Source organism: Dolichospermum sp. FACHB-1250 (assembly GCF_014696335.1).
GTDB lineage: Bacteria > Cyanobacteriota > Cyanobacteriia > Cyanobacteriales > Nostocaceae > Dolichospermum > Dolichospermum planctonicum.
In genome coordinates this window covers 40,646-53,492 of record NZ_JACJPZ010000019.1, presented here as the reverse complement: position 1 = coordinate 53,492, position 12,847 = coordinate 40,646, and the positions used below count along the sequence as shown (strand labels likewise).

At 38.4% G+C, this 12,847-nt stretch carries 12 protein-coding genes; 4 read left to right on the top strand and 8 right to left on the bottom strand.

Annotated features, from left to right (window positions below):
- Positions 1 to 266 precede the first annotated feature (266 nt).
- The 3 genes from H6F39_RS08880 (at position 267) to H6F39_RS08870 (ending at position 2,908) form a co-directional block, all read left to right on the top strand.
- Positions 267 to 929 (top strand): pentapeptide repeat-containing protein, encoded by a 663-nt coding sequence (locus tag H6F39_RS08880; protein ID WP_137907694.1) that lies wholly within the window; start codon positions 267 to 269, stop codon positions 927 to 929.
- A gap of 182 nt (positions 930 to 1,111) precedes the next feature.
- Positions 1,112 to 1,936, top strand: a complete 825-nt coding sequence (locus H6F39_RS08875; protein ID WP_137907693.1) for an SDR family oxidoreductase — start codon at positions 1,112 to 1,114, stop codon at positions 1,934 to 1,936.
- 36 nt (positions 1,937 to 1,972) lie between these two features.
- A complete protein-coding gene (locus tag H6F39_RS08870; RefSeq protein WP_137907692.1) occupies positions 1,973 to 2,908 on the top strand; it encodes an alpha/beta fold hydrolase in 936 nt (311 codons plus the stop codon).
- Between the two features lie 62 nt (positions 2,909 to 2,970).
- Here H6F39_RS08870 and H6F39_RS08865 read toward each other — a convergent pair whose 3' ends face one another.
- The 8 genes from H6F39_RS08865 to H6F39_RS08830 form a co-directional block, all read right to left on the bottom strand.
- Complete coding sequence (locus tag H6F39_RS08865) at positions 2,971 to 3,864, bottom strand: bestrophin family protein (protein WP_137907691.1); 894 nt, start codon at positions 3,862 to 3,864, stop codon at positions 2,971 to 2,973.
- Positions 3,865 to 4,097: 233 nt separating this feature from the next.
- On the bottom strand, positions 4,098 to 4,505 hold the full coding sequence (locus H6F39_RS08860) for a hypothetical protein (RefSeq protein WP_137907690.1): 408 nt from the start codon (positions 4,503 to 4,505) through the stop codon (positions 4,098 to 4,100).
- Between the two features lie 47 nt (positions 4,506 to 4,552).
- Positions 4,553 to 4,813: a MoaD/ThiS family protein gene (locus H6F39_RS08855; protein ID WP_028083909.1), complete on the bottom strand. Its 261-nt coding sequence runs from the start codon at positions 4,811 to 4,813 to the stop codon at positions 4,553 to 4,555.
- Between the two features lie 22 nt (positions 4,814 to 4,835).
- The gene (locus H6F39_RS08850) at positions 4,836 to 5,435 is read right to left on the bottom strand and encodes a J domain-containing protein (protein ID WP_190396564.1); all 600 of its coding nucleotides are present in this window, start codon (positions 5,433 to 5,435) and stop codon (positions 4,836 to 4,838) included.
- A gap of 82 nt (positions 5,436 to 5,517) precedes the next feature.
- Positions 5,518 to 6,111: an ATP-dependent Clp protease proteolytic subunit gene (locus H6F39_RS08845; RefSeq protein WP_137907687.1), complete on the bottom strand. Its 594-nt coding sequence runs from the start codon at positions 6,109 to 6,111 to the stop codon at positions 5,518 to 5,520.
- 63 nt (positions 6,112 to 6,174) lie between these two features.
- Entirely contained in the window at positions 6,175 to 6,834 is a 660-nt protein-coding gene (locus H6F39_RS08840; protein WP_028083912.1) for an ATP-dependent Clp protease proteolytic subunit, read from the bottom strand.
- 40 nt (positions 6,835 to 6,874) lie between these two features.
- Positions 6,875 to 7,564, bottom strand: coding sequence for an ATP-dependent Clp protease proteolytic subunit (locus H6F39_RS08835; RefSeq protein ID WP_028083913.1), 690 nt, complete (start codon positions 7,562 to 7,564; stop codon positions 6,875 to 6,877).
- Positions 7,565 to 7,873: 309 nt separating this feature from the next.
- Positions 7,874 to 8,863 (bottom strand): N-acetylmuramoyl-L-alanine amidase, encoded by a 990-nt coding sequence (locus H6F39_RS08830; protein ID WP_137907686.1) that lies wholly within the window; start codon positions 8,861 to 8,863, stop codon positions 7,874 to 7,876.
- 289 nt (positions 8,864 to 9,152) lie between these two features.
- Between H6F39_RS08830 and bchH the strand changes: the two genes are divergently transcribed.
- A complete protein-coding gene (gene bchH, locus H6F39_RS08825; protein WP_137907733.1) occupies positions 9,153 to 12,842 on the top strand; it encodes a magnesium chelatase subunit H in 3,690 nt (1,229 codons plus the stop codon).
- The last annotated feature ends 5 nt before the right edge of the window (positions 12,843 to 12,847 follow it).

The following is a 12,847-nucleotide window of genomic DNA, read 5'->3' as shown; positions in this document are numbered from 1 at the left end:
TTTAAATACACTGGATCAAATTTTCGAGGATTCTCAAAAATTCTCACATTTCCCTGTTGACTCCTAAAGTCCGCAAAAATACTTTTTTTCCCAACCCTAAATAAGTTCAGGGCATTGCTGACGCTTCCTGGTACAATTTCCGCCAGTGGGTTGAATAGTTTGTTCAATTCCATGCCGATAGCAGCAGCAATCAATCGTTATACTGAACAAATGACTGCATAACCCATCATTTGTTCAATTATTATCTTCATCTTCACTAATATATCATGACGAGCGAATTGGAGCGGTACTACAGAATCTTGGAATTAGAGCCGGGGGCCACACTGGAAGAAATAAATCAGGCTTATAAAGATTTAGTGTTTGTTTGGCACCCAGACCGCCTCCCAAAAGACAATCTGCGTTTACAGCACAAAGCTCAGGAAAAGCTGAAATCATTGAATATGGCGCGGGATAAATTGCGCTCTTTAGGAGATAAACAGCCGCTTTCCCCTAATTCTCAACCAGATAAACCATCCAAAACTTACTCTTACTCACCAAAAACAACCTATCAACAACCACAGCCAAATTCAGATTTGAGTGGTAAAGATTTTAGTCGCGCTAACTTGAGTAATCGGGACTTATCAGGAAGAAACTTGAGTTATGCTAATTTAAGCAGGTCTAATCTCAGTGATACTTTTATGCACAAAGTGATTTTGAGAGGTGCGAATTTGTCAGAAGCCAATTTATTTAGAGCTAACTTACTTTTAGCAGATTTAAGAGAGGCAAATTTACGCTCGGCAAATTTGGTTGGTGCGGATTTCAGCGGGGCTGATTTGCGGGGCGCTGATTTGACAGGGGCAAGAATTCGTTCTGGCGATCGCTTGCTGGTAAAATTAATTGGTGCTAACTTAGCCGGAGCGATCATGCCAGATGGTACAATTCATACCTAAAATCAAATCTAGTCGCTAAAAAGCAAAAAACCAAGTCAACCTACCGTTATAGATATGAATAGGCAGAAATAAAAAGTTAACCTAATAGCCATTAGTTAAAAACTTGCATATTCCTGTACTATTTGATTATTAACTGGTAATTCTTAAAAATAGTTGAATTTATTTTAGTTCTATTAAACATCATGAATATTGCAATCATCGGTTGTGGTTACGTAGGTTATGCAGTTGGCAAATATTGGCAGTCAAACAGTAATTTTCTGCTGACTGTCACCACAACTAGCCCAGAACGTATACCAGTTTTAGAAACAATTGCACCCAAAGTTATTGTCACTCCAGGTAACGATTTAGTAGGGTTAAAAGCCGTATTAAAAAATCAGAATGTTGTCTTATTAAGTGTAGGGGCAAAAAACGCCGATTCCTATGAAGAAACCTATGTAGAAACTGCTAAAAATCTAGTTTCTCTACTTCCCAAATTTCCTAATGTTCGTCAAGTAATATATACAGGTAGTTATTCAATTTATGGAGATAGAAATGGCGTATGGGTAGACGAAGAAAGTCCACCAGCACCAGCTAATCGCAATTCTCAACTGCTACGAAAAACAGAAGACATATTATTATCAGCAAATAATGAAAATACCCGCGTGTGTATTTTACGTTTAGGCGGTATTTATGGACCCGGTAGAGAATTGGTAAAAATATTTGCTAGAGCCGCAGGAACAACCCGCGCTGGTAATGGCGAAGATATCACCAATTGGATTCACCTTGATGATATAGTTGGTACTATAGAATTTGCCCGTGAACATCGCTTAGAAGGTATTTATAATCTTGTTGATGATAGTCATCTCACGAATAAAGAATTACTTGATAATCTGATGACAAAAAATAATTTACCTAATGTTATTTGGGATGCAAATAATAAAAATATCCGCCCCTATAATGCCTGGGTATCCAATCAAAAACTTAAAGATGCTGGTTATCAATTTATTCATCCCCGCATCATTTTTTAGCAATTCTTAAAACTCCCCCTATAAAAACTTAAAATTATGTCCTTATCTAAATCTAAAACAGCATCTCCTACCCAATATTATCTGTGGCAAAATTACCGCTGTGCTTACGAAATTCATCAACCGCTCAATTCTCCAGCAACGGGTATTCCTTTACTGTTAATTCATCCCATAGGAGTAGGATTATCACGGCAATTTTGGCAGCGATTCTGCCGAGAATGGTATGATAAAAATCACCAAAATCCTATTTACAATCCCGATTTACTGGGTTGTGGTGAAAGTGATATGCCACCTCTAGCACACAAACCAATTAACTGGGCAAAACAGTTACAATACTTCTTGCAAACTGTGGTCAAAAAACCTGTTATTATCGTAGTGCAAGGGGCTTTATTACCAGTTGCTATTGAATTAGTCAAACTGGAAAAAGAATTAATTGCTGGGTTAGTATTTTCTGATCCTACATCTTGGCCAGTAATTACTAAAAACGCCCCTAAATGGCAACAAAATCTACTTTGGAGCATTTTTACATCCCCCATAGGTAATGCTTTTTTCCGCTATGCTCGCACCCGTAAGTTTTTGTATTCTTTCTCGGTGGAAAAATTGTTTGCTGCTAGTGAAAATGTTGATGATGAATGGTTAAATATGCTGGAAGCAGATGCTAAAAATATTAATGGACGTTATGCAGTATTTGCTTTTTTAGCCAGGTTTTGGCAAAGAGACTACAGTAGTGATATTGCTGCAATTCCCTATCCTACATTGTTAGTTATGGGACAAAACTCCCTGGGTATTAGTAAAGAAAGCAAACAAGAAAGTCCAGATCAAAGATTAGCGCATTATCTCAATTGTGTATCTCAAAGTCAGGGAATAAAAATAACTGGTAAAAATGTTATGCCCTATGAATCTACTCAGGCATTTGTTGAGGGAGTGTCTCCGTTTATAATCAAACTCACAGAATCTAATTTTGAGAATCATTAACCGCAGATTAACGCAGATAAAAACTGATAAAAACTGATAAATTACAGCAGTTTCCCATCTGATTATGATTTTTGCACACTAGGAGTTAAGCTGATGATATCATCAATATTCCGTTTCATAGTTTTGCAAATTGCGTCTAAAGGTAAGTCATTTTCATCATAACCAAAGGGGTTTTCAATTTCTAAACCAATGGCTTCAATACCGAATAAGGTAAAACTGACTAAAGCAGAAATTAACCCAGTCCACCAACCCAAACTCTCTACTATTTGAAATGGCAAAAGGAAGCAGTATAAAAACAATAATTGTTTAAGGTGAATAGCATAAGCAAGGGGCATGGGTGTTTTTAAAATTCGTTCACACGCACCTAAATTATCTACCAAAATATTCAACAATTCTTGCAAAGAAGCCATTTGATAACTATTGAGACAATTACGATTATACTGCTGTTGTAAATAATCACTAATCCAAAAAGCAATTTCTAAAGGAGGATTATTAATAATCTTTAATTTGATATATTTAGATTCGGGTATTAATGCTTCTAAATCACTATTGATAGGTTCACTTCGTAAATGCAATTTTGTCGCTATTCCAAAAGCTACCAGTAAATTTAAAGCATCAATTTTATTATCTTTATCTTCCGGTCGTTTTTCATCAATACATACCCAGATTTGTCGGGCTAAATTGCGGATAGTATTAACCATTGAACCCCAGCATTTTCTCCCTTCCCAAAAACGTTCATAAGCTGTATTTGTCCGAAATACTAATAATAAACCTAAGACTATACTAGGAATAACACTAGCTAAAATGGGTTGAGAAACCGGGACTTTACTATAATAAAGTACAGAAACTAATACTCCAAAAGCCCCAGTTAAAATCACCCGTTGATAAATAGCAGTAATTACTGAACCTTTGATTTGGAAAGCAGTTTTAAACCATTGCGGTTTTTGAATTACCATAAAATCCTTCTGGAGATGCAATCTTGAAATATAATATATAGGCAATCTTGAAAACTGCCAATACCTAATTAGTGTTTTTTTGTAATTTATATCTATTGATAGAGGTTTAATCTATCATGGCTTGGGAATTTTCGATTATAGCGGTCGTAAATTTATTCATATTCTCCTGAGAAGCCCACACAGTCAGTGACGAATTTATTAACTATTATCCAAAAATACCGAACTTTTAACGTTTAAAGAATTAAGTAACTTTTGCCTTTTATTTGAGGATATTGACAGTTTTTTTCTGGTATTAATAACCGCCAACTTTTACCTTCTTTCTGAATTTGCAGATAAACCTCAAAGGGTTTTTGCACTTGTTTAAAACTGCGTTTTGGCAATTTCACAGTCAGGTCATAATTTCCCTGTACCCGGTAAGCTGGTAAGTTTCCAATGGTCAACGGTTGTTGTTGAGTAATAGATATCCGCTGAATATCAAATTTTTGCAAGTTTAAATCTAGCTGTTGGTTAAGTTGCTGTTGGGTTTGTTCTAGCTGGAATGCGATCGCTTTTTGCACTAATTCTGGTGTTGGTAATAAGGCAATACTAGTACAACCTGTCAGGAAAATTATTAAAATAGCTGTAAAAATTAACTTAATCATATTTAATGATATGTAATTTATTTTTAATGTATTTGAATATGTCCTTATTAACCACCATTCACCGGCGGAATTAAAACCACTTCGTCACCATTTTGAAGAATGGTATCTGCTTCCACAAATTGTAAATTAACACCAAAGCGAGTTATTTGACTCCACTGCGTCAGTTCTGGATGTTCAGTAATTAAGCGATCGCATACCGACTTAACTATTGTACCATCAGGAAAATCCCAGATCAATTCAGAGACTCCATAGGCTTCTTGATAAGCAGCAAATAACTTAACGGTGATAGTAATCACAGATTTAGACATATAATTTTTCCATGGCCATTACCTAAACTCCCAAACGCTGAAAATCCTGCTGAACTTCAGACCATAAAGCTTTATTGTCTGGGTCGGTTTTTAAGGCTTTTTTCAGATAAATTCTGGCCTTTGGGAATTGTTTTTCTGTAATTAACGCTTGTCCCCAGATTTGATAAGCGATCGCTAACCATTGACGCACTTCTACATCTGCTGGTAAACGTGCCAGTAAAGCTTCCGCTAAAGCGATCGCTTGGGGAAAACGTCTTGCTTGTAAAAACCGCTGTAATTGTTCATACGTCTTCCATTTTAACCGTTGTTCGATATCCTGCAAATTTGCTGGGTGAGATGTAACTTTGATATTTGCTGTTGTTACCTGCGTTTTCACTTCTGAAAAACCAGAAACCTGAGTTTTCAGGTCATGAGACTGTGGCTTAATTTCCTCTGGTGATAAGATCATTTGCAGGAACTTATAAGCCTCATTCACCGCAATAAATTTATCTTTTGCTTTGAGATCATCTGGATTAATATCAGGATGATATTGCTGTACCAATCGGCGATAGGACGCTTTCACATCCGCAAAAGAAGCTCCCGACTTTAAACCCAATAAACGATAGCAATCTTGAAGATCCATGTTGGCTTAACTCCAATTCAAAATTCAAAATTCAAAATTCAAATGAACTTTACATCTTGAATTTTGAATTATTTCCTACTATCTAAATACGTTCTTCAATCACCCGATCAATTAAACCATATTCCTGAGCTTCTTGAGCAGACATAAAAAAGTCACGATTCATATCTTTCTCAATTTTCTCTAAAGTTTGACCAGTCTTATCAACATAAATTTGATTTAATTGGTGACGTAGCCGTAAAATCTCCCTAGCTTCGATTTCGATATCAGAAGCTTGTCCACGAGTACCACCGGAAGGTTGATGAATCATAATCCGGGAGTGAGGTAAAGCCATGCGTTTACCTTTAGTTCCCGCAGCCAAAAGAAAAGACCCCATGGACGCAGCCAAACCGACACAAATTGTCACCACCTCAGATTTGATGTGCTGCATTGTGTCGTAAATCGCCAAACCTGCCGTTACAGAACCACCGGGAGAATTGATATACAAATAAATTGGCTTACTCTGATCCTCGGAATCTAAATAAAGTAAGTAAGCGACAATGGCATTAGCAATACCATCATCTACTTCCTCTGTCAAGAAAATAATCCGCTCCCGAAATAGACGATCTTCGAGATCGATCCATTGTTCGTAGCTGCTACCAGGGAGACGATAAGGAACTTTGGGAATACCAATAGGCATAGGACAATTTTAGTAGAGACTATGAAGATAGAACTGTAGATTTTCCGTAATTGTCAATTGAGATCAAACTGGAAGAGATTTTGCTAAATTCTTGGTACTTTCCAGCACCCGATCAATTATTCCGTATTCCTGTGCTTCCTGGGGAGTCATATAGAAAATACGTTCACTATCTTTCGAGATTTTTTCGGCTGTTTGTCCCGTATTTTGGCAAAAAATATCAATAATCACCGATTTTTTCAGCAAAACTTCTTCAGCGTTAACTTGAATATCGGTTGCTTGACCGCGAGTAGCCACACTAAACTGAGTCAGGGCGATATTCGCATGAGGTAAACTAAATCTTTTGCCTTTCCTTCCCGATGATAAAATTAAGGCGGCCATACCCACGGCTTGACCTAAGCAGATAGTGACAATTTCTGACTTAATGTACTGTATTGTGTCGTAGATTGCCAAACAGGCCTTAATTGACATCATACCAGCGGTTTCATCCATACCAGCTAGGACAGGATCACCGAGAGAATTGATATAAAGGTAGATGGGTTTAGTTTGATCCTCTGACTCCAGATACAGTATTGAGGAAACGAGGGAATTGGCCACATTGGTAGTAAGTGGCTGGTTCAAGAAAAGAATGCGTTCCTGAGCCATGCGTTGACCAATACTAACCCATTGCCACTGATTACTACCAGGAATGTTATAAGGTACTCGAAGTGCTGAATCAACAGGCATCATGGATAATTAGAAGAAATAAGGGATGATTGTAAATAAGTTAAGCAATTACTGGTAAAGGTTTGGGTAGATCCTTCATGCTTTCTAAAACACGGTCAATTAATCCGTATTCTTTAGCTTGTTGGGGAGTTAAATAAAACATTCGCTCAGTATCCTTGGCAATTTTTTCGGGGGGCTGTCCAGTATTTTTCGAGAAAATATCCAGGATAGCTGTTTTGTTTGCTAACACTTCCTTAGCGTAAATTTGAATATCTGTTGCTTGACCCCTTGTGCCACTGCGAGGTTGATTGAGGACAATAGTGGCATGAGGTAAACTAGCTCTATGGCCTTTAGTTCCGGCTGATAGAATCAGCGCTGCTGTTCCCAAAGCTTGACCAATGCAAATTGTATGTACAGGGGTCTTGATATAATTAATGGTATCACAAATGGCAAAGGCTTCCGTCTCATAACCAATGGCATCACCTGTGTACCAAGATGTACCCGTAGAATTGATGTAAAAGAAGATCGGCTTGTCTGGGTTGTCAAATTTCAGATAGAGTAACTGAGCAATAATCAGCTTTGTTACATCAACACCCATTTGACGCTTGTATTCGTCTGCTGAAACTAAAGGCATTCCCAGATAGACAATTCGCTCTTTTAACAGTAGAGAAGGCAAATCTGGCGGCGGTGTGCGGAAGGAACTGTCGCCGTAGTAAGAAGCTTGAACTGCCTTGATGGGGGAATTTTCCATAATTAACTGATAGTCTGAGATGATGCCGTTAATGTCTTACATCCTAGCGCGACGCTTACCTGATTTTGGGTGCGGATTTCTCGCTGATGATGAATAAGTCTATATTTTAGGATATTACATTCTAACTCAAGTTGGTTCAAAAAATACAGTCTATTTTAGATAATTCAGGAGTCATAAGACTTACGTACAAGTCACGAAAGGATAAACCACGAAGGAATCTTCAGGAAACGAAGGCAAGAGAGTTGCCAGCAGGTAAAAACTCAGATCCCCGACTTCTTAAAGAGGTCGGGAATCTATAAAAAGTTGATACTAATTTATCAATTTCTGCCAACTCATTGACCCAACAATACCATCAGCAGTTAAACCGTTTTGCTGTTGAAATTTCTTGATTGCTGCTTCTGTTTTTGGACCATAAATACCATCAGGATCAGCACCTACACGGTATTGCAAATATTTAATAATCACACCACTGGCATGAGTTCCTTGAATCACCCGTTTAGCTAATATTTGATTAATAGCATCCCAGGTGGTATTACCCGCTATTCCCGTTGGTAAAACTCCCACAATTCTCTGGAATTTTTCTATTGCCGAAGATGTCGCCGGTCCCATGCTATTATCTTCTGTTAAGGGGCGATTATTTTTATCTGTAATTTTCAGACGATTTAAACTCTGTTGTAGTCTCAGAATGCTCTTATCTTTATTCTGTTCTTCATCTATCACAGAATTTGCAGGAGCATTAGGAACAGGATTTACAGGTACATTAGGAACAGGATTTGCAGGAGTATTTGCTGCTTTACCTGTTAACCCAGCAACTATGGCGTTGGCCATTGCTTCACCATCATATATTTGCATATCTTTGGCAGAATCAATGAAGCAACCCTCTATAAGAATTCCCGGCATATTTGTTCTTCTAAGAACATACAAGTGAGAACCACTTTTAACACCACGATTAAAAAAGCCTAATTTGACAATTTCATCTAATACTTTTTGGGCAACTTTTCTGCCACCGTCGCTAATCGCAAATACTTCAGTCCCATTGGCTTGACCATTAAAGGCATTAAAATGAATAGATACAAAAAAATCTACTCGGTTATTATTGGCTTTATCACAGCGGCTACCTAAAGAACGATTTACTGTACTGGCGCTATTGGGTTTACAGGGAATGACTGTATGTCCTAAACTTTCTAATTTATCTATAACCTTATTGCCTACCTCCATTGTTAACCTATCTTCCGATCTTATGCCGCTTGCACCACTATCGGGTGGGCAGTTGTGACCAATGTCAATGCCGTATTTCATTTGTATCTCCTTGGGTAACTTTACTGGTATTTCAATGATCCACTACTTGTTAATGTATTTCCAAAAAGGATAGATATGATTTTAATCTGCTATATAAAACCTAGACAAGTCTAAAGATTTATTTCTTACTTCAATGGGAGCATGGGAGCGGTTATCCCTCAGTAAGCTTTCACGCTTTAGCCAAACGCGATAAATTAATTGCTTTAGGTAGAGATTCCGTTTCAAACCCCCATTAATCCCCAAAAATGTTTAAGATTAAGGTAAAGAAATATTTCGTAGCCAAAGCATGATGAAACGCATTGTCTTAATTGCTGGATTTGAATCCTTTAACGCGGACTTATACCGAACAGCGGCTAGTTTAGCTAGTTCTCGCTGTCCAGATTTGGATATTCGAGTTTTCAGCGATCGCAATATTACCACAAACAGCACCGAAGTAGAAACAGCACTTAAAAATGCAGATGTCTTCTTTGGTAGTTTAATCTTTGATTATGACCAAGTTATGTGGTTGCGGGAGCGTATCGTTAATATTCCCATTCGTCTCATTTTCGAGTCAGCACTAGAATTAATTAGTTTAACGAAAATCGGTGCATTTGCTATCGGTGACAAACCCGCAGGAATGCCTAAACCGATTAAATTCATTCTTGATAAATTCACTAATGGTAAAGAAGAAGACAAACTTGCCGGTTATATCAGTTTCCTGAAAATCGGACCTAAGTTATTAAAATTTATCCCAGTCCAAAAAGTCCAAGACCTACGCAACTGGTTAATTATCTATGGTTATTGGAACGCCGGCGGTTCAGAAAATGTCGCTTCCTTATTTTGGACAATTGCAGAAAAATACTTAGATTTAAAAGTTGGAGATATACCACCACCCACGGAAACTCCCAACATGGGCTTATTACATCCCGACTATCCAGGTTTTTTTACCTCACCCCGTGAGTATTTACAATGGTATCTTGTAGGGCGAGTGTCTCACCTGCCTAAGAAAGGCGGGCAAGATGTCCACCCCACAAAGCCAGTTATTGGTATTCTACTTTACAGAAAGCACGTAATCACCAAACTGCCCTATATTCCCCAACTGATACGGCATTTTGAAAAAACAGGGTTAATCCCCCTACCCATCTTTATCAACGGTGTAGAAGGTCACGTAGCCGTCAGAGATTGGATGACCAGCGACTACGAAACCCAACAGCGTCAACAAGGTAATCTGGAAACGCCTTCACTTTCCTCAGAAGCGGTAAAAATTAATGCCATAGTTTCTACCATCGGTTTTCCCCTGGTTGGTGGTCCTGCGGGTTCTATGGAAGCGGGAAGACAGGTGGAAGTAGCTAAACGCATTCTCTCAGCCAAAAATGTCCCTTATATCGTCGCAGCACCGTTATTAATTCAAGATATTTATTCTTGGACACGCCAAGGTGTGGGCGGTTTGCAAAGCGTTGTCTTATATGCCTTACCAGAATTAGATGGTGCAATTGATACAATTCCCCTGGGTGGTTTAGTCGGTGAACAAATTTATTTGATTCCTGAAAGAATACAGCGTTTAACTAATAGAGTCAAAAGCTGGGTTTCCCTGGGACAAAAACCTATTTCTGCGCGAAAAATTGCCATTATTTTATATGGTTTTCCCCCCGGTTATGGTGCGGTGGGAACTGCTGCATTATTAAACGTTCCCCGCAGTTTAATTAAATTACTAAATGCACTGAAAGCACAGGGTTATACAGTTGGTGATATTCCCGAAGACGGAGAAGAATTAATTCGACAAATTAAAGCAGCAGATGAAATTAATCCCTTAGTAGAAAATAATAAAAAAGATCTGACAACGGTGAATGCTAAAACATTAGAAAAATGGTTAGGCTATCTGTTGACATCTCGCATAGAAAAACAATGGAAATACCTCACCGGTAGCGGCATTAAAACTTATGGTGATGAGTTTAATATTGGTGGTGTGCAATTAGGTAACATCTGGATAGGTGTCCAGCCACCTTTGGGTATTCAAGGTGATCCCATGCGGTTAATGTTTGAAAGAGACCTCACCCCCCACCCTCAATATGCAGCTTATTATAAATGGTTACAAAATGATTTTCAAGCTGATGCTGTTGTCCATTTTGGAATGCACGGAACTGTAGAATGGTTGCCAGGTTCACCCTTAGGAAATACCGGCTATTCCTGGTCTGATATTCTTTTAGGAAATCTGCCAAATCTCTATATCTACGCAGCAAATAATCCTTCAGAATCAATATTAGCTAAACGTCGCGGTTATGGGGTGTTAATCTCTCATAATGTTCCTCCCTATGGCCGCGCTGGTTTATATAAGGAGTTGGTAAATTTACGGGATTTAATTGCAGAATACCGCGAAGATCCAGCCAAGAATTATCTGCTAAAGGAAGGAATTTGTAAAAAGATTGTTGATACTGGTTTGGAGGTGGATTGTCCTTTTGATGATGCGAAAAACTTGGGGATTCCTTTTACACCGGAAAATGTGAGAATGTTCAGCAATCACGCTTTTGATCATTATTTGGTGAAGTTATATGAGTATTTGCAAGTTCTGGAAAATCGTCTTTTTTCCTCTGGTTTACATACTTTAGGTGCAGCACCAAGTCAGGAGGAGTTAACTGGTTATTTGGATGCTTATTTTGGAAACGAACCACAGAGGCACAGAGAACACGGAGAGGAGGAGGAAATTACAAGGTTATTAAATCAATCTACTGATGAGTTAACTAATCTTTTAAGGGGTTTAAATGGTGAGTTTATTCTTCCCGCACCTGGTGGGGATTTGTTACGAGATGGTGCTGGTGTTTTACCGACGGGAAGGAATATTCACGCTTTAGATCCCTATCGTATGCCTTCTCCAGCCGCTTTTGCACGGGGTAAGGAAATTGCTCAGAAAATTATTTCTCAGTCTTTGAGTGAAAATAAGAAATATCCTGAAACTGTGGCGGTTTTATTATGGGGTTTGGATGCTATTAAAACTAAGGGTGAATCTTTGGGGATTCTCTTGGAATTGGTGGGCGCTGAACCTGTGAAGGAGGGAACTGGAAGAATTGTTAGATATGATTTAAAACCTCTTGCTGAGGTGGGACATCCCCGCATTGATGTGTTAGCAAATCTATCGGGTATTTTTCGGGATAGTTTTGTGAATATTATTGAGTTGTTGGATGATTTGTTTCAACGGGCTGCGGAAATTGATGAACCAGAAGACATGAATTTTATTAGAAAACACGCTTTGGCTTTAAAAGCTCAAGGTGTGGAAAATTATTCGGCTAGATTGTTCTCTAACCCTGCCGGTGATTTCGGTTCTTTGGTTAATGATAGAGTAGTTGATGGTAATTGGGAGTCTGGGGAAGATTTGGGGAATACTTGGGAAAGTCGTAATGTCTTTAGTTATGGGAGAAATGATAAGGGACAAGCTAGACCAGAGGTATTACAAACTTTGTTGAAAACTAGCGATCGCATTGTTCAAGAAATAGATTCGGTAGAATATGGTTTAACTGATATTCAGGAATATTATGCCAATACGGGCGGTTTGAAAAAGGCCGCTGAAAAACAAAGTGGTAAAAAGGTACAAGCCAGTTTTGTGGAAAGTTTTTCTAAAGATACCACACCCCGCAATTTAGATGATTTATTACGCATGGAATACAGAACTAAGTTATTAAATCCTAAATGGGCTGACGCAATGGCTAATCAAGGTTCTGGTGGCGCTTTTGAAATTTCTCAACGCATGACGGCGTTAATTGGTTGGGGTGGAACTGCTGATTTTCAAGATGATTGGGTTTATGATCAAGCCGCGGATACTTATGCTTTAGATCCAGAAATGGCGGAAAAATTACGTAAAGCAAATCCTGAAGCTTTTAAGAATATTTTGGGGAGAATGTTGGAAGCGTCAGGACGCGGTTTATGGCAAGCTGATGGAGATAAATTAGATCAATTGCGAAAATTGTATGATTTAACTGATCAGGAATTGGAAGGTGTTAAGGTATAAATTTA